Source organism: Paenibacillus xanthanilyticus (assembly GCF_042682185.1).
Lineage (GTDB): Bacteria > Bacillota > Bacilli > Paenibacillales > Paenibacillaceae > Paenibacillus_Z > Paenibacillus_Z xanthanilyticus.
On record NZ_JBHUHA010000001.1, the window covers coordinates 3,355,654 to 3,372,271 of the forward strand.

The window sequence follows — 16,618 nt, forward strand, 5'->3', positions numbered from 1 at the left end:
CTCACTCCCGCCTCTCTACCTGAACTTGAATCGGATGCCGATTCGCAATTGCGCCAACTCGCGTTCTCGCGCCAGCAGCAGACGCTCCGCATCGCCGGCGGTTATCGTCTCGAACACGACCCGGTCACCCGGCTTCAGCTGCGCCAGCAGCGGCAGATCGACGCTTGCGATCTGCGCGATGCGCGGGTAACCGCCTGTCGTCTGCCGGTCCGCCATCAGCACGATCGGCTGGCCGTCCGGCGGCACCTGCACCGTGCCGAAGGCGACGGCTTCGGAGAGCAGCTCGGCCGGCTGCCGAAGCCGAAGCGGCGTCCCGGACAGCCGGTAGCCCATTCGGTCGGACTGCGGCGCGACCGCGAACGCTTCGCGATAGAAGGCGTTCAAGCTCGCTTCGGCGAATAACGCTTCGTGGGTTCCGGGCAGGACGCGAATGATCGCGGTCGCCGCTAGCGAGGCCGTGCTTGCGCCGGCTATCGCCGATGTCGCTTGCCCAGGCCGATCTGCCGCAATCGGCCTCGCGCCCGGATGCGCAGCTCCATGCCGAGTATCGCCCGCCGCGCGCATTAGCCTCTCCCACGGATGGAGCTCGCCCGCCGACCATCCGGCGGCAAGGAACGGCTGCTCCGAGGCGGATAGCTCTTCCTTCACATGCGCCGGCATGCGGGAACCAAGATCGTCCGGCGCCCGGAATGCCAGCTCATCGCCTGCCTGCAGCGCTCTCCCCTCATAGCCGCCAAGTCCGCCACGCAAGTAGGTGCTCCGGCTGCCCATCGCTTCCGGCACGTCGAAGCCGCCGAATACCGCCACGTAAGCCCGGCATCCCCGCCGCGGCTGTCCGAAGGCAAGCGTGCTCCCCGCGCGGACGTACAGCGGACGGTTCATCGGCGCTGGCTCCCCATCGATCGCGGGCGACAGATCCCCGCCCGCAATCGCGAGCAGCGCATCGCGCTCGAACGCCAGCTGAGGACCGGCCATCGTCGCCTCCAGCACCGCTTCCCTCTCGTTGTTCCCTGCCAGCATGTTCGCCATACGCATGGCCAGCGTATCCATCGCGCCGCCCGGCGTCACGCCGAAGCGCTGCAAGCCGGGCCGTCCTAGATCCTGGATTGTCGTCATAAGGCCGGGCCGAATGACCTTGATGCTCATGTCGCCCCCTCCTCATAGCGGTCATACGCCTCGCGCTTCATCGGACGGAATCGTACGCGATCGCCGGCGCGCAGGAAGCTCGGAATCGGATCTTCCGGCCGAAATAACCGGATCGGCGTCCGTCCGATAATCCGCCATCCGCCCGGCGTCGCCAGCGGATAGACGCCCGTCTGGCCGCCGCCGATGGCGACGCTTCCGGCCGGTATCGCGAGCCTCGGCGTGGCACGCCTAGGCGTCGCGATCCGATCGGACAAGCCGCCCAGATATGGAAAGCCGGGCGCGAAGCCGATCATGTATGCCGTGTAGTCGCCAGCCGCATGAATCGCGACGACCTCCTCTTCGGTTATCCCGCAATGGGCCGCCACCTCGCCAAGATCCGGCCCCAGATCGCCGCCGTAACAGACGGGGATCTCGACGATTCGCGATTGCCAAGCCGCCGCATGCCCGCCGGCTTGAATCCGCTCGGCCAAGCAGCGGCTGACGTACGCGAAGCTGCCGCCCGCTTCCCGCACGTCCGGTCCGTGGAGCGCGTGAAGCGCAATCGGATCGTAATGCACGGTCAGGCTCGCGAACGCCGGCACCACGTCCGTCATGCCCGGGACGGGCGAATGGTCGAGCTGCTCCGCAAGTCCGATCACCCGGCGGTGCGCCTGTGGATCGATCGTCTCGCCGAACCGGGCGATCGCCGCCGAATCGCCGAGCGGCTCCAGACGGATGCCGGCTGCCGACAGCTCGGCCTTCTCCCGCTCCGTCAGCATTCGCCGCTCCCCGCCATCGCGATGCCGATGCCCGCCGACTCGAGCGCGGAACGCAGCGCCGTCGCATATTCGAGCGCGCCCGGCGAATCGCCGTGGATGCAAATCGTATCCGCATATACCGGCAGCAGCGTGCCTTGGCGCGTGACGACGCCCCCTCCTCCGGCCATCCGGACCGCCTGCGCGCATGCTTCCTCCGCATCGTGAATGACCGCTCCGGCCAGGTGCCTCGGCGTCAGCGACCCGTCCGCTTCGTAACGCCGGTCCGCGAACACCTCGTTCGCCGCCCGAAGGCCTAACCGCTCGGCCGCGCGGATCAGCTCGCTTCCCGCCAGCCCGAACAGCATCAACTCCGGGTCGATCCGATAGATGGCCTCGGCGATCCCCTCCGCGATGGCCTCATCCGCGGCGGCCATATTGTATAGAGCTCCGTGCGGCTTCACATGCCGCATCGCGCCGCCCTCCGATTTGACGAACGCCCATAACGCGCCGAGCTGATAGAGCGTTAGCTCGTACGCCTCCTTCGCATCGATCCGCATCGCTCGCCGGCCGAAGCCCGCCAGATCCTGCAGACCCGGATGGGCGCCGATGCCCACGCCGTGCCGCATCGCGAGGCGGACCGTCGCCCGCATGACGGCCGGGTCGCCCGCATGATATCCGCAGGCGATATTCGCCGACGTAATATACGGCATGATTTCCGCATCCATGCCGATTCGGTATGCGCCGAAGCTTTCGCCTAAGTCGCAGTTTACATCCACCGTTTTCGCTGCCATCGGTTCGCGGCACCTCCTTTTTCCTGTCCTTATCATACTAGACAATACCCGAGCCGAGAAGGGAAGCGAGCGCGGGGCAGCTCGCCACGATGCATACGGCCGCCGTTGCGCAAATGATGTCAGCTAAGCTGTCGCAATATAGAGATTTTACATTCCGATAACAATTTTTTGTCTAACAATTCAAGCCAAGCCCTCGTATAATAAAAGAACAACCCTCTTTCATTTGCTCATTTGGAGATGCCTTATGCCCATAATCCGCTATATGCGTTACGTCGTTGTGCCCATGTTTACGGTCGTGATCGCGATCTGTTCGATCCTGTTGGGCAAGAGTGCTTCGGAGCCGATTCTTTTCGTCTACGCCGCGCTCTTCATCGGCCTCGTCATAGCCGACAAACGCATTCCGTACGCCCTCATTTGGCAATCGCTTCTGCTAGCTCTTTTTCATTGGCACAGCCAGCTGAACTGGACGCAGATTTTATACTACCTGCTCACGGTGCTCGTTGTGCTGGATTATCCCAGGCGTTGGTATACCCTCGCCGTCTCGCTGTTTTACGCCCTGGGCTACACGGCCGTTCGGCTGTCCTACCAGCCGCACACGATGTACAATCTGCTCGTCTCGTTCTATGACGTCGTCTCCTTCGTCCTGCTGATCGTGCTCGTGCGCTACTTGTTCGCGGCCGAGCGGGAGAAGCGCCAGCTGCGCAAACGCAACGACTACCTGTCCACGCACGACCCGCTGACGGGCCTACTGAATTACCAGGGCTGGATGGAGGCCATGCGGAACCTGACCGCCCGCCCGGACGAGCGCTTTACGCTGCTGCTGTTGGATTTGCAAGGCTTCCGGAGCATCGGCACAATCAACTACAAGCAGGAGATTTTGCCCGCCTTCTCGCACGCGCTGCAGACGAATTTCGCGCATGCCCGCATCATTGCCCGCTATGCCGGAGACCGCTTCGCGCTGTTCATTCCGCAGTCCGCGCAGCCGCTCGTCGCCATCAAGCAGGTGATCGAATCGAACCGTCTCGGCTACGAGGTGCTGTTCAGCTTTGCGGTATTCCCCGACGAAGCCTCCCAGATGCAGGAGCTCGTCAACGCGGCGGAAGAGCGGCTGTTCCAGAAGAAACGGCAGCGGTGGCTGAAGAATGAAGAGGATTTCTTCCGCTCGGAGAAGCTGCGGGCGGTCGGGGAACTAGCCGCCGGCATGGCGCACGAAATCCGCAATCCGCTGACGACGCTTCGGGGCTTCATCGACCTCTCCCGTTCGCACGGCTACAACATCGAGCGATGGTTCGACGTCATCACGCAGGAAATCACGCGCATGAGCGAGCTGACCGGCGAGTTTCTGCAGTTCTCCAAGCCCCATATCAGCAACATGCGGCTGGAGCCGATCGGCGCGTGCATCGATCGGGTGCGTCACTTGACCGAATCGGCCGTCACCTCCAAAGGCCATACGCTGGATGTGGAACCTGTCGACGACCGCGTGCTCATTTTCATGGACCGCGACAAAATCGTGCAGGTGCTCCTCAATCTGGTGCGCAACGCGATCGAAGCGATGGACGAGCCCGGTCATATCGTCGTACGTACCCGCGTATCGGCGAGCGATGTGATCATCGACATCGAGGACACCGGCTGCGGCATATCGGAAGCCGACGCGTCCAAAATATTCGACCCGTTCTTTACGACCAAGGAACGCGGCACGGGCCTCGGCCTCTCGATCTGCCGCAAAATCATCGAAGACCACGGCGGGATGCTGACGGTTCGAAGCCAGCCCGGCGTCGGCACAGTGTTTACGATCGAGCTGCCGAGGGGGGCTATGGAGAGCAGCTAGCCCACTCTCCCATCGGCTTCGTTTGTATATGGCGGTTTATTGTGTTAAAGTTAGCATACGATAGTAATGAGTCGGCAGATCCACATATTGCGAAAGGTTATCCGAGTTGATGTTACCTTTTGCGGTATGCGGATCTTTTTGTTTTCCGCTTTCGCTTTGGCAAGAAGAGAGGGGTAGTTCATGTATTACCGCAAAAGACCGATCGAAGACCTGCCGCATGAAGAGACCGCCATCTGGACCTGCATGACCGAGGGGTGCGTCGGATGGATTCGGGATCAATTCGCGTTCGCCACGCTGCCCACCTGCCATCTTTGCTCGAACGCCATGACCGCCGGCGTCAAGCTGCTGCCTACGCTCGTGAACACGAACAAGGACATGAAGGCTTTGAAGAAAGGCACCCCGATCTCTTGACCGGGATGCCCGTTTCGCCGCGAACACCCGAATGCGAATGGGTGTTTTTCTTTTTCCGGTATCTATTTCATCTCCCCCTTCTCCAATTTGCTCTTCAGCAGTCCGATCAACGGGGACATGTATTGGCTGAACGGCAAGCCGAGTCTGCCGTAATTGTCCGCAAGCGAGATCAGCTCGTGCGTCAGAAAACCATACAACACCCCGGCCATGACATATTCGATCTCGAACGCGAGGTCGATCCGATGCGCAAACCACACGGCTCCCGCCATTAGTACCTTTTTGAGCAATCCCCAGCCGCCTGCTTGTCCGACCGGTCCACGCCGCGCCTTAATGGACACGGCCAATCCCGTCACGTACTCGAATGCCATGGCGAGAAAGAAAATTTCCAACAGTCCGCTCCAGCCTCCGTACAGATAGGACGCCGATACGCCCGTGAAGCCGATGATGCCGTTAATAAGCCATTGCATATTATAACCTCCTTCGATTTGTGCGTGATTCGGGTTGAACGAGCAGCCGGCACCCATCTCATCGATTTCTTCGACCGCCGACAGCTCCTTCGTCCCGTTGCGACACGATCATCGTAGCACGGCATATTCATTCCAAGCGGCCGCAATGCGGCCGATAAACGGCCAATTTACGGCCTTTATAAGGAACCCGTATGCCCATGATCACCGCTCCAAATGACTATGATAGATCGGCAAAAAGGCACCCTCATATGAGCGTGCCTGCGAACGCGAGCGTATGTCCCATCACCGGTCGGCTTCTTCACACCGCCATGAACTTCCCGTACAGCGTCAGCGCCTCCTGCTTCCATCTGCGGTACGTCCGCTCCGCGATCCGAAGCTCCATCGCAATTGCCACGGCCGTCTTGTTTTCCATATACTGCAATCGCAGCAACCGTCCATATTCTGGCTTGAATTCCTCCAGCACATCGAGCGCCCATTCGATCTGCTTCTTCCGCCGCGCGAGGTCCTGCAGCTCGCCGAGCCGTTCGATCACCGCCTCGAAGTTGTCCAGCTTGCCCGCGCGCGCTTCGATGATCTGCTCCATTCGCCCCCGAAGCTCCCTCAGCAGCTCGTCCTCCTCGTCCCCCCTTCTCGCGCCGCGCGCCTCGCCAAGCCGATTCTGCGTCCCAGCCGGATACGCATGCGCCACCGTCTCCAGCTGCTGCTCCTGCTTGGACATACATGTATGACTCGGCAGCTTGCGAAGCCGGATTTGAAGCTCCTGCACATGATCGTCCCGACTCAAAGCGCCTAAGTATATTCCGGATCCTACCGGATATTTCTCCAATATTTTCATTCGGGCGACGGTCGTCTTATAACTGGACAGTTGTTCGATGGCACGCTTATCCCTCATTGCGTCATCCCTCCATCTGCGAAATTCCGATTTCCATACCGATGCGTCAATCGCTGCCGTGCGCTTGGAGCAAACCGGCTCCTGCCGCCGCTCATGGCGGCTCGACTACCCGTCCAATCCGCGCTGAGCACCTACACCCCATCCTCTTGAGAGACTCCCACTTTGCTCAGTAAGCTTACCAAGCTACCAAAAGCCCTCAAGTAGATAGTATTCTATTTGGATACTTTCATCAAGGATACTTATGATCCAAATAAACGAATATCGTTCGCATTCGCGGATATATCCCCCGTTTCCCTCTCATTTCCGCGTTATCCTTCTGTTTCTTCTGGATATCTGGTTTGTTTTCTATCCAAATAGATGCTAAAGTGAACCTACTAGCCTGAACGGAAGGTGGATATCATGCAGCCCTCGCAAGATCGCATACGAATCACCCGGCGCGTCAAAGACTTCACCGGGGCCGAGGTGGCGGAGATGCTCGGCATCTCGACCCAGTACTACTACAACATCGAGCGCGGCAGAAGGAAACTGAGCGCCGAGCATGCCGTGAAGCTTGCGGAGCTGTTCGGCGTATCGCTGGATTACCTGCTCGGGCAGGCCCCCATCTCAAATGCCGCTGCGCACCAGCCGCGGAATCGCGCGTCCGACGTGTCAGGGGCGGACAACGAGGAGCCGCAAGGCGCGACTGCGGTTCCGGAGCCGGTACACGACGGGAACGAGCACAGAAAAGCAGCCCCCGCCGGCCAACCACAAGCCATTGACGATCTGGAGACGGTGGCGGCCCACCATGACGGCGAAGATTGGACGGAAGAGGAATTAGAGGAGATCCGGCAGTTCAAGGAATTTGTCAAATCGAAACGAAACCGCCGGGGGTGATGCCTGTGGGTTATGAACATCTGCTGCGAGCGGCAGAACGAGAAGGCGTCGACGTCTATGAGCGCATCATGCGCCCTGCCATCAAAGGCCTCTATGGCGACCGCGTCATTTGGATCAATCGCTCCATCCCCACAATGACCGAGAAGCGCTGCGTCCTCGCCGAGGAGCTCGGGCACTACCATACGTCGAGCGGAGACATCCTGGATCAACGCCGGCTTGAGAATCGCAAGCAGGAGAAGCGCGCCCGCAACTGGGCGTACGAGAAGCTCGTGCCGCTGTCCGGGATCGTGCGTGCCTATAAGGCAGGCGTGAAGGGCAGGTACGAAATGGCGGAGTTTCTCGGCGTCATCGAGGATTTTCTGGATCAGGCGATCAAGCATTATCAGGAGAAATACGGACAATTGACGGTATTCGAGGAGAAGTACATGATTTATTTCGACCCGCTGGGCGTCGCGGAGATGTTTGAGTAGTGCGGTCGCAAGAAGCAAGTGAGCTTCAGGCGAAGTTAATCTGGCCCCTTAGTCAAGGACACTTCAAAAAAAGGGTTAGGCCGCGTCCCCAGATGGAAAGCCCTAAACCCTTCATTTTCAATATTGCTGGTAGGTTGGACTTGTGTAGTGGCTCCCTTGATGGGAATGGATGAAGGCATCCTTATGGAGCTTCAATCGACGCTGTTTCGTTACCGATTGGACGGTGTCTGTAGCCAGAGTCACACGGCTGCGGGAGATCGATCATATCGATGAACAGCGCCCCCACTGCTGACTCCTGTATACAAAAAGGTACCCCTACGCTAAACACTTTTTTTCTACGTGTCCAGTGTAAAGGTACCCGTTTAAGCTCACTTGCTTTTTTGTCGGACGTTTAGCCTTTAATTCTTGATTTTCCAATCCAGCTGCACACATTCTCAAAATATCTCTAGATGCCCCTATTAAGAACGAGCTATCCTAACACTGCTCGCCTTATTATGATTTCAGGTTTTACAAGTTGGAACTCCTTGGCGATCTTCGTGAATCCATGCCACGCTAGTTGGCACTTGATGGATTTCGCAGTCGTTTCCTCCTCGAAATAAGCTACTTTGAAAATGGGGTCAAGAAATACTACTTTTGGAACGTTAACGATGACATTGCGATCTACCTTTTGAAATTGAAAGCCTTCGGCCTTCAACATGTTTTCCCAATAGCCGAGCGCACCGTTCATGTAGTAATTTCCTTTAAGCGTGTTGACGGAAACTCCTTTAAAAGAACCGTCGTATTCAAGATAACATGCTTCATCGATAGGTAAGTTAATGATTCCCGACAGTCCTTTTGTATCCTCGGAAACGGTCAAGTACATGTTAACCAACTCCATCTGTAATCATTTAAGCAACTCATCTGGTATCTCTTCTTGATATACGTACATAAAACTTGCAGTGCTGACGACGAGAACAGCTAGTGCCGCGAGTAATGTCGCTATAAATGTTAACCCCTTTTTTATCATCCTCTCTTGCTCCACCTCCTTACCAGAGTAATACCTTGGACAAGGAAAGCCGCGCTTATAACAGGATTTGCAATAAAGAAATTGACTCCTACTATTACAAGAGAGATTCCCTTAAGAAAGGGATAATATTTCTTGGGTATCCTAGTCTGTTTGTCTATATTTGAAGGAGCATATATTAAGACCAATAGGATGGCCACTACATTTAGCAATATAGTCCAGGTGTAGTTAAAATCAGCATATGAGATAAGTGTTGTTCCAATAGCACTAACTACCACGCAAGCCACACCTGACCTCAGATGTATGCCACCTGAGAATTGTCTCAATACGGCGAACACTATTAATACTGTTATAGCATCACTTGTCTTACCTGTAAATACGGATAATATCAACGAAAATATGACCACAAATACCGTGTTTAAAATAAACGAGATAGAGAATTTCAAAACCGCCTCGCTCGCAGGATGTTCAGGCACTCTGCGCTTTAATTCGGCAGCTAACACTCCTGACATATACTGCAGCATTGGTTATTCCACCTCCTTTTTGACTGAATAATAAAGAAAGAATAATAACGCAATCACAAAAGTAAGGAGGTTGATATAAACATCTAGAAAATACATTAAAACACCTAAACCCAAAATCAAAAGAACAATTATAATGGGGAGGAAAAAACGTTCTTTCTTTATTCTGAGCTTTTCCAAATCAAAAGAGAAGCCGATACCGAATTTATAAAGAGTTGCACCAATGGCAAAAGCTATAAACCCGGTAAGTGTCTGCAGGTAGTAGCCCTTTATCGCAACCGTCTGCACTTCTTCGACAGATAAGTAACCGTTGGAAAGGTAAATTAATAGCGATTGCAATAAACCACCCGCCACAACCCCAATGGTTCCAACGAAAATTGACCCTACGAATGGCTGTCTTAGAATTGCCCAGACAAAGAGAATAATAAAAATGAGATTAAGTACTGGGACGATGTATGAAAGGGTCGTGTCCTCTCGTATCAGATAGCTTTGCACATTCATCAGCGTAACCGAGATAAGGACCGGAACAACTGAATTCATCAAATTGAACCGAAAAACATACAACGTCAACGCAAAGATCCCAATCATTTCTACGATCGAGAACAACATGAAAAGTAAAAATTCCATCTTTGGCACCCGCCCTAATCATTTAATTCTATCTTTGATGTAATGTTCTATATCTCGCTTCAGCCATAAAGGCCGTCCGCCTAAAGGATCGGTATGGGCTGCTCTCGGGAATTTCCCCCGGTAATTATCCTTCATCGACCGACGATGAAAATTGCCAACTGCTTGTCTCGTAATATTGAGCAGCTGCGCTACCTGGTTTGCATTAAGCCAGTCGCTTTGCTCTTCCATATGTACCTCCATTCCCCTATCCTTTGTCCCAATTATCATTAATTTAAGTTTACATGTAAACCGAACGATACAAGAACAAACTATAAAATCGTCAATGAACCGCCTAAATTTAGGAAAAAAGGACCTATGCATGTCGATATACAATGATAAAAAATCACCCTAATCGATTAAAGATGTTGATTGGTTATCCGGAATACAAAAAAAACCCTTGCTCCGCAAGGGTTTCTCTCATTCAAAGCTATAATGCGGTCGGCGAGAGTCGAACTCGCACGGGTCTCCCCGCCACCCCCTCAAGATGGTGTGTCTGCCATTCCACCACGACCGCAAATAGGAAAGTGAGCCATGTAGGACTCGAACCTACGACACCCTGATTAAAAGTCAGGTGCTCTACCAACTGAGCTAATGGCTCGCAAATGGTGACCCGTAGGGGATTCGAACCCCTGTTACCTCCGTGAAAGGGAGGTGTCTTAACCCCTTGACCAACGGGCCTTGCAACGCAAATCTAGCATCGCTTCCGCAGCGACTTTTAGATAGTATCATTTTATGGCGCAACGTGCAATACTTTTTTCGGATTATGTCGATTCGCCGCGTAATGCGCAATACGTAGGGCATGTTGGGTGACCTGCAGCGATTGCACCCTCTCTCTCCCGCGGCTCCCACCTTCCCGATGATAAACAAAAAGGACCGCCCGTAGGCGATCCTTGTCATTCACATGGTGGCGGAGAAGGAGGGATTCGAACCCTCGCACCACTTACGCAGTCTAACCCCTTAGCAGAGGGTCCCCTTGAGCCACTTGGGTACTTCTCCATGAGAATGGCTCCCCGAACAGGACTCGAACCTGTGACAACTCGATTAACAGTCGAGTGCTCTACCAACTGAGCTATCAGGGAACGTTGGCATTATTATGCAGTGACAAGTAATAATTTAACATGTCGTTTTCGTGAAGTCAAGTTCTTGAAGCAACAATTTGCCCCTGCATCGTCCACATGCGTAGCGCCTTGGATCCACCCGTCTACGGCGCAGATATTCCATTCCGCAGTTTTTGCACAGCAGCTTGAATTTATACGGCGCCGGCTTCCGGTTCGCCCGATCGGGTAACGATTGACAGAAGCGCGATCCCCCTACCTGCGCGAGCAACTGCTTGAAGTCCGCATCGCGGTGCTGATAGCCGCGCCCCAGCAAATGCAAATGGTAATGGCACAGCTCGTGCTTGATGATCTTCTCCGTCTCCTCCTCGCCGTAAGCGGCCAGCTGGTGCGGACTGATCTCGATATTGTGGGATTTCATGAAATAACGGCCGCCCGTTGCCTTGAGCCGCCCGTTAAAGGTTGCCCGATGACGAAAGGGCCGTCCGAAATCGCGAAGCGATACCCGCTCCACCCATTGCTGCAGCATCTCGTTAGTCATGCCAAACTCCAATCCGCGGCTTGTCCGCCGAAGGACCGCCGCTTTCTTTCCTACTTGAATTTTAAAGGACGAATACGCTACACTGTCAAGTAGTATGGATGTGTCCGAGGGGAGAACTATGTTTATGCCACAAATGAGGTTTATTATTCTAAGCGGTGCGGAAGGTGTTTCGTTCGTGGAAATGCCGGCTTCCCACGCTTACCAGCTGAGCGCCTTGAATCTTCGCCTGCATAAAGAAATCGACAAGCTGACGGCGGCGAACGTGCCTACTTTGCCCTACGCGATTGCGGAATGCGACAATCTCGACCTGCACGACAAATCGCTGACGATTCACTCGGGGCTCGACTATATGAACGCGCTCGAGAAGAGCTTCTCGGCCATCGAAGAAAAATCGTACCCGCTGATCTCGCTTCTGACCGAAATCCGCGCGCTCCAAGCGCAGCTTGAGCAGTGGTACGAAGAAGAACTGGAAGGCTAGACACGCTTAGCCGCCCCCTACCGACGCCGCGCTTGCCGTTGGACCTGCACGGACGTTCGCCTATACCCATATGCTAAGAGTACGACAGCAGACGGGAAGGAGGCGATGCGTATGCCGCAATGGCTGTGCAACCAACTGATGCGGGCATTTCTCAAAAAGGACCGGCGGCAAATCCGGCTGTTAAATGACTGCTGGTACTTCTACCGGACGAAACAACGTCCGGATGACGATAGCGTCGAGCTGCAGCAACCTTGAGCAGCGGCTCGATCGCGGACGCCGAGCCCATGTCGACGCACCCGCGCCTAAGCGCTGCTCTCGCCTGGCAAGATCGATAACGAAAAGCCCTGACGGCATCCGTCAGGGCTTTGTTGTTTGGTTTCGACGCCTTCCTACTCCGGCTTGCGCATCGTCAAGCTGACGCGTCCCTTCTTCAGGTCGACGCTCAGCACCCATACCGTGACGTTGTCCCCGACCGAGACGACGTCCATCGGATGCTTGACGAATTTGTTGCTCAGCTGCGAGATATGGACGAGCCCGTCGTTCTTGATGCCGATATCGACGAACGCGCCGAAGTCGATGACGTTGCGGACCGTGCCGTGCAGCTCCATGCCCGGCTTCAAATCCTCGATGTCGAGCACGTCGGTGCTGAAAATCGGCGGCGGCAGCTCCTCGCGCGGGTCGCGGCCCGGGCGCAGCAGGCTGTCCATGATATCGCGCAGCGTCGGCACGCCGACGCCCAGCTTCTCGGCCATCTCTTCCGCGTTCAGCGCGCCCAGCGCGTTCTTGAACGCCTCCGTCCCGAGATCCGTCAGCTTGAGGCCCAGCGCCTTCACGAGCTTGTCCACGACGTCGTACGACTCCGGATGGATCGGCGTCCGGTCGAGCAGGTTCGCGCTCTCCGGCACGCGGATGAAGCCGATGCACTGCTCGTACGTCTTGGCGCCAAGCCGAGGCACGCTCTTCAGCGCCTTGCGGTCCCCGAACTTGCCGTTCTCTTCCCGGTACTTGACGATATTCTTCGCGGTCGTCGCGTTAATGCCGGCTACATACGAGAGCAGCGACGGGGAAGCCGTGTTCACGTCGACGCCGACATGGTTGACCGCGGATTCCACGACGCCGCCCAAGCTCTCCTCCAGCCGCTTCTGGCTGACATCATGCTGGTATTGACCGACGCCGATCGCCTTTGGCTCGATCTTCACAAGCTCGGCGAGCGGATCCTGCAGTCGGCGCGCGATGGAGACCGCGCTCCGCTCGGCGACGTCGAGGGACGGGAACTCTTCGGCAGCCAGCTTGGAGGCCGAGTAGACGCTCGCGCCCGCTTCGTTGACGATGATGTATTTCAGCCCGCGTTCCTTGTCTTTGCCCGCGGATTTGCGCCCGGCGATCAGCTTGGCGATGAACTGCTCGGTCTCGCGGGAAGCCGTCCCGTTGCCGATGACGATCAGTTCGACCATATACTTGTCGATCAGGCCGTTAATGAGCTTCTCCGCTTCGGCGACCTTGTTGTTCGGGGGCGTCGGGTAGGAGACGGCCACCTCGAGCAGCTTGCCCGTCTCGTCGATGACGGCCAGCTTGCAGCCGGTCCGGAACGCCGGATCGACGCCGAGCACGACGTTGCCGCGGACCGGCGGCTGGAGCAGCAGGTTGCGCAAGTTCGCCGAGAAGATCGAGATTGCGTGCTCCTCGGCTTTATCCGTCAGCTCGCCGCGCACCTCCCGCTCGATGGAAGGCGCGATCAATCGCTTATAGGCGTCCTCGATCGTCGCCAGCAGAATCTCCTTGATCGGCTGCGGCGTCCCGCCGCGAATCGTCTGACGGTCGATATAGTCGCGAATGCGCTCGGCCGGCACGTCCAAGGCGACGCGCAGCACGTCCTCGCGCTCCCCGCGGTTGATCGCCAGCGTCCGATGCGGCGGCAGGCGCTTCACCGGCTCCTGGTAGCTGTAGTACATTTCATAGACCGATTCTTGATCCTTGTCTTTCGCCTCGGTACGGATCATGCCGTTATCGAACGTAAATTTGCGCACCCACGCACGGATCTTCGCATCGTCGGCGAGCTGTTCCGCGATAATATCCATCGCGCCTTGCAGCGCCTCTTCGGGCGTCGCGACGCCTTTGTCCGCATCGACGTAACGCGCCGCCTCCCGCTGCGGATCGCCCTGCCGCGGCTGGGACAACAGCCACTGCGCGAGCGGCTCCAGCCCGCGTTCCTTCGCCACGCTTGCCCGCGTCTTCCGCTTCTGACGATAAGGCCGGTACAGGTCCTCCACCTCTTGCAGCTTCACCGAGGCGATAATCGAGGTCCTCAGCTCGTCCGTCAGCTTGCCCTGCTCGTCGATGAGCCGAATGACCTCGCGCTTGCGAACTTCCAGGTTACGCATATATTGCAGCTTCTCTTCGATCGAGCGAAGCTCGTTCTCGTCCAGCTCGCCGGTCATTTCCTTGCGGTAACGGGCGATGAACGGAATCGTATTGCCTTCGTCCAATAAACCGACGGCAGCCTTAATCTTCGTCAGCGGCAAGCTTAGCTCCGCCGAGATCCGCTTCATAATCCGATCCTGCTCCGCCGCTTTCTCCTCGGGCGTCAGCTCGGTCTTGCCGATGCCGCTATCCAGCTCTTCTTCCTTCGCGTGTTGCTTCGTCTCTGCCAATGGTCCAAGCCTCCATCATAGGATTGCGCCCTCGTCTTCTTGCCCTCTACTCATGGAGAAACCCCTACGCCCGGCTTAAGCCGAAACGTAAGGGTTGTTCGCCATTTCGAATCCGATCGTCGTCTGCGGGCCGTGTCCCGGGTAGACGCGCGTGTTCGGATCGAGCTTGTACAGCTTGCCGCGGATCGAGTCGTACAGATCGCGCTCGCGTCCGCCAGGCAGGTCCGTGCGTCCGACCGATTGGCGGAACAGCACGTCCCCGCTGATCAGATGCTCCCCGCATACCAAGCTCACGCTGCCAGGGGAGTGCCCCGGCGTATGCAGCACCCCGAACTCGTGCCCGATCAGCGCCAGCTTCTGCCCGTCCGCCAGCGCGTATTCCGCCGGCTCGGTCGTCAGCGGACCGGTCACGTCCGGCCAACGCGTCGAGCCGTTCTTCTTCGCATCCGTCAGCCAGTCCGCCTCCAGATCGTGCAGATAGACCGGGCACTTCAGCGCCTTGCGCACCTCGTCGACGCCGCCCATATGATCGAAGTGCGCATGCGTCAGCACGATCGCCTCGATCGTCAAGCCAAGCGTCGCGATCCGGTCGAGCAGCCGCTTCGGCCCCATGCCGGGATCGACGACGAAGCCGCGAGAGCCGGCTTCGTCGATAACCAAATAACAATTCGTCTGCAAAGGTCCAAGGGAGAATGATTCGATTCGCAGCGTCATGATCGCTTACACCTTGGCGAGCAGCTCGCGCAGCTCGGTCACGATCGTGTGCTGGTAATCGGTGCCTTCGCCGTAACGGCGTCCCATCTCTTGGCGGGTCTCAGCGAGCTTCTCCTGGTAATCAGCCGCTTCGCGGTCCGGATTCGCCTGCTTGAAGGCGATCATCGCCTCCTGCACGTGCGCCGGGCGCGGTCCCCATTGACCGAGCACGTCGCCTTCGGCGTTCGCCACGATGACGATCGGGATCGCACGCCCGCCCATCGTCAGGAATTCGTCCATCGTATCCAGATGGTCTTCCATGACCAGCACGTCGACTGGAATGCCGGAATTCTCCAGAGCTTTGAACACGACCGGGACGTTGCGCACGACGTCGCCGCACCACTCGGCCATCAAGATCAGCACGCGCAGGTCGCCGCGATTCCGCAAGCCTTCAAAGAAAGCACGGTCCTCCTCGGTGCTCCATTCGAAGCGGTTGCCCCAATCCTCGAACGCTTCCTTATTCTTCTGCATCCCCTCAATAAACTGCTGCGGGCTGATGCCTTGGTTCAGCTTGTTCGCTACGTTCTTGCTCATCGGTATCCCTCCTGGGAAAGGATCGTTATGTACGAGTCAATCGTTGGTCCAGCCTGTTCCTATTGTACCAAACCAGGCGCCGAGGCACCAAATTATACCGTTTTGCCGCGTTTGCGAAGCGTCTTGAACAGCACGTACACGATCAACAGCGCGATCGCGATCAGCAGGGCCGGCTGAATATAGGGACCCGCCTTCTCGTCGATGTTCTCCCACTGGTCGCCGAGCGAATTGCCCAAGTAGACGAACAGCACCGACCACGGGATCGACGCGAGCAGCGTCAGAATCGTGAACAGCCAGAAGTTCATGCGCGCCATGCCCGCCGGAATGGAGATAGCTTGGCGCATGACCGGCACGAACCGCGCCGTAAAGACGATGCCGGAGCCGTATTTATTGAACCATTTTTCCGCCGTATCCAGATGCTTGGGCGAAATTTTGATGTACTTGCCGTATTTTTCAAAGAATGGCCGGCCGGCAAATCTGCCGATAGCATACAGTATCCATTGCTGGATAACCGCGCCGATCGTGCCGCAGATGACCGCGGTCAGGAACGAAATCTCGCCCTTATACACCAGGTAACCGCCGAACGCCAGCACGATTTCGCTCGGAATGACTTCGATCGCAAGACCGATAATGATGCCCCAATAGCCTAACTCTTCAATCCAGTGCAACGCGGTGGTTGCTAGCTCGTGAATCCACTCCATTCTCCGTCTCCTAACATTTCTAAATTTTGTCGCTTCTGTCTCTATCGGTATTCTAGCACATTGAGTGCCATGCCTCCATAAGACCAGACACACAATAAAG

General features: G+C 56.7%; 20 protein-coding genes, 5 tRNA genes and 2 pseudogenes. 7 read left to right on the plus strand and 20 right to left on the minus strand.

From position 1 onward, the window contains the following. Positions 1 to 15: 15 nt before the first annotated feature. From ACFSKT_RS14365 to ACFSKT_RS14375, 3 genes are read right to left on the minus strand one after another with little or no spacing between them, the layout of a single operon-like run. A complete protein-coding gene (locus ACFSKT_RS14365; RefSeq protein ID WP_377721676.1) occupies positions 16 to 1,146 on the minus strand; it encodes a 5-oxoprolinase subunit C family protein in 1,131 nt (376 codons plus the stop codon). Continuing rightward, positions 1,143 to 1,904, minus strand: a complete 762-nt coding sequence (pxpB, locus tag ACFSKT_RS14370) for a 5-oxoprolinase subunit PxpB (protein WP_377721677.1) — start codon at positions 1,902 to 1,904, stop codon at positions 1,143 to 1,145. The genes ACFSKT_RS14365 and pxpB overlap by 4 nt, the downstream gene beginning before the upstream one ends. Then, a complete protein-coding gene (locus tag ACFSKT_RS14375) occupies positions 1,898 to 2,674 on the minus strand; it encodes a LamB/YcsF family protein (RefSeq protein ID WP_377721678.1) in 777 nt (258 codons plus the stop codon). Before ACFSKT_RS14375 ends, pxpB begins: the two co-directional genes overlap by 7 nt. A gap of 244 nt (positions 2,675 to 2,918) precedes the next feature. Here ACFSKT_RS14375 and ACFSKT_RS14380 point away from each other — a divergent pair, with 244 nt between their 5' ends. Continuing rightward, complete coding sequence (locus ACFSKT_RS14380) at positions 2,919 to 4,502, plus strand: sensor histidine kinase (RefSeq protein WP_377721679.1); 1,584 nt, start codon at positions 2,919 to 2,921, stop codon at positions 4,500 to 4,502. A 180-nt stretch (positions 4,503 to 4,682) separates the two neighbouring features. Then, positions 4,683 to 4,913 carry a cold-shock protein gene (locus ACFSKT_RS14385; protein WP_377721680.1) on the plus strand — a complete coding sequence of 77 codons (231 nt, stop codon included), beginning with the start codon at positions 4,683 to 4,685 and terminating at the stop codon, positions 4,911 to 4,913. 62 nt (positions 4,914 to 4,975) lie between these two features. Here the strand turns inward: ACFSKT_RS14385 and ACFSKT_RS14390 are convergent, their stop codons facing one another. Next, positions 4,976 to 5,380 carry a phage holin family protein gene (locus ACFSKT_RS14390; protein ID WP_377721681.1) on the minus strand — a complete coding sequence of 135 codons (405 nt, stop codon included), beginning with the start codon at positions 5,378 to 5,380 and terminating at the stop codon, positions 4,976 to 4,978. 298 nt (positions 5,381 to 5,678) lie between these two features. Beyond that, positions 5,679 to 6,272, minus strand: coding sequence for an RNA polymerase subunit sigma-24 (locus ACFSKT_RS14395; protein ID WP_377721682.1), 594 nt, complete (start codon positions 6,270 to 6,272; stop codon positions 5,679 to 5,681). A 399-nt stretch (positions 6,273 to 6,671) separates the two neighbouring features. Between ACFSKT_RS14395 and ACFSKT_RS14400 the strand changes: the two are divergent. The 3 genes and pseudogenes from ACFSKT_RS14400 to ACFSKT_RS14410 all read left to right on the plus strand — a co-directional run. Next, positions 6,672 to 6,848 (plus strand): annotated as a pseudogene (locus ACFSKT_RS14400) (helix-turn-helix domain-containing protein); the annotation flags it as partial. Positions 6,849 to 7,031: 183 nt separating this feature from the next. Next, positions 7,032 to 7,145 (plus strand): annotated as a pseudogene (locus ACFSKT_RS14405) (helix-turn-helix domain-containing protein); the annotation flags it as partial. Between the two features lie 5 nt (positions 7,146 to 7,150). Next, complete coding sequence (locus ACFSKT_RS14410) at positions 7,151 to 7,615, plus strand: ImmA/IrrE family metallo-endopeptidase (protein ID WP_377721683.1); 465 nt, start codon at positions 7,151 to 7,153, stop codon at positions 7,613 to 7,615. A gap of 469 nt (positions 7,616 to 8,084) precedes the next feature. Here the strand turns inward: ACFSKT_RS14410 and ACFSKT_RS14415 are convergent, their stop codons facing one another. The 11 genes from ACFSKT_RS14415 to ACFSKT_RS14465 form a co-directional block, all read right to left on the minus strand. After that, a complete protein-coding gene (locus ACFSKT_RS14415) occupies positions 8,085 to 8,477 on the minus strand; it encodes a LytTR family transcriptional regulator DNA-binding domain-containing protein (protein WP_377721684.1) in 393 nt (130 codons plus the stop codon). Positions 8,478 to 8,498: 21 nt separating this feature from the next. Further along, on the minus strand, positions 8,499 to 8,621 hold the full coding sequence (locus ACFSKT_RS14420; protein WP_377721685.1) for an AgrD family cyclic lactone autoinducer peptide: 123 nt from the start codon (positions 8,619 to 8,621) through the stop codon (positions 8,499 to 8,501). After that, positions 8,618 to 9,142, minus strand: a complete 525-nt coding sequence (locus ACFSKT_RS14425) for an accessory gene regulator ArgB-like protein (protein ID WP_377721686.1) — start codon at positions 9,140 to 9,142, stop codon at positions 8,618 to 8,620. The genes ACFSKT_RS14420 and ACFSKT_RS14425 overlap by 4 nt, the downstream gene beginning before the upstream one ends. Positions 9,143 to 9,145: 3 nt before the next feature. Then, a complete protein-coding gene (locus ACFSKT_RS14430; RefSeq protein ID WP_377721687.1) occupies positions 9,146 to 9,766 on the minus strand; it encodes a hypothetical protein in 621 nt (206 codons plus the stop codon). 18 nt (positions 9,767 to 9,784) lie between these two features. Continuing rightward, complete coding sequence (locus tag ACFSKT_RS14435) at positions 9,785 to 9,994, minus strand: helix-turn-helix transcriptional regulator (RefSeq protein WP_377721688.1); 210 nt, start codon at positions 9,992 to 9,994, stop codon at positions 9,785 to 9,787. 244 nt (positions 9,995 to 10,238) lie between these two features. Next, positions 10,239 to 10,319 (minus strand) — tRNA-Leu (locus ACFSKT_RS14440). An 11-nt stretch (positions 10,320 to 10,330) separates the two neighbouring features. Beyond that, positions 10,331 to 10,403 (minus strand) — tRNA-Lys (locus ACFSKT_RS14445). A gap of 5 nt (positions 10,404 to 10,408) precedes the next feature. Then, positions 10,409 to 10,483, minus strand: a tRNA-Glu gene (locus ACFSKT_RS14450). 227 nt (positions 10,484 to 10,710) lie between these two features. Then, positions 10,711 to 10,801, minus strand: a tRNA-Ser gene (locus ACFSKT_RS14455). A 7-nt stretch (positions 10,802 to 10,808) separates the two neighbouring features. Further along, positions 10,809 to 10,884, minus strand: a tRNA-Asn gene (locus ACFSKT_RS14460). Positions 10,885 to 10,918: 34 nt separating this feature from the next. Further along, entirely contained in the window at positions 10,919 to 11,401 is a 483-nt protein-coding gene (locus tag ACFSKT_RS14465; protein ID WP_377721689.1) for a SprT family protein, read from the minus strand. Positions 11,402 to 11,525: 124 nt separating this feature from the next. Here ACFSKT_RS14465 and ACFSKT_RS14470 point away from each other — a divergent pair, with 124 nt between their 5' ends. Together ACFSKT_RS14470 and cmpA are read left to right on the plus strand one after the other, a co-directional pair. Next, positions 11,526 to 11,879, plus strand: a complete 354-nt coding sequence (locus tag ACFSKT_RS14470) for a hydrolase/acyltransferase (RefSeq protein ID WP_377721690.1) — start codon at positions 11,526 to 11,528, stop codon at positions 11,877 to 11,879. 111 nt (positions 11,880 to 11,990) lie between these two features. Continuing rightward, complete coding sequence (gene cmpA / locus ACFSKT_RS14475) at positions 11,991 to 12,134, plus strand: cortex morphogenetic protein CmpA (protein ID WP_148932675.1); 144 nt, start codon at positions 11,991 to 11,993, stop codon at positions 12,132 to 12,134. Positions 12,135 to 12,268: 134 nt separating this feature from the next. Here cmpA and ACFSKT_RS14480 read toward each other — a convergent pair whose 3' ends face one another. The 4 genes from ACFSKT_RS14480 to uptA form a co-directional block, all read right to left on the minus strand. Beyond that, positions 12,269 to 14,428 (minus strand): Tex family protein, encoded by a 2,160-nt coding sequence (locus ACFSKT_RS14480; RefSeq protein ID WP_377721985.1) that lies wholly within the window; start codon positions 14,426 to 14,428, stop codon positions 12,269 to 12,271. A 177-nt stretch (positions 14,429 to 14,605) separates the two neighbouring features. After that, entirely contained in the window at positions 14,606 to 15,244 is a 639-nt protein-coding gene (locus tag ACFSKT_RS14485) for an MBL fold metallo-hydrolase (protein WP_377721691.1), read from the minus strand. A 6-nt stretch (positions 15,245 to 15,250) separates the two neighbouring features. After that, positions 15,251 to 15,817, minus strand: a complete 567-nt coding sequence (locus ACFSKT_RS14490; RefSeq protein WP_377721692.1) for a thioredoxin family protein — start codon at positions 15,815 to 15,817, stop codon at positions 15,251 to 15,253. Positions 15,818 to 15,909: 92 nt separating this feature from the next. Continuing rightward, complete coding sequence (gene uptA / locus ACFSKT_RS14495; RefSeq protein ID WP_377721693.1) at positions 15,910 to 16,518, minus strand: undecaprenyl phosphate transporter UptA; 609 nt, start codon at positions 16,516 to 16,518, stop codon at positions 15,910 to 15,912. Positions 16,519 to 16,618 lie beyond the last annotated feature (100 nt).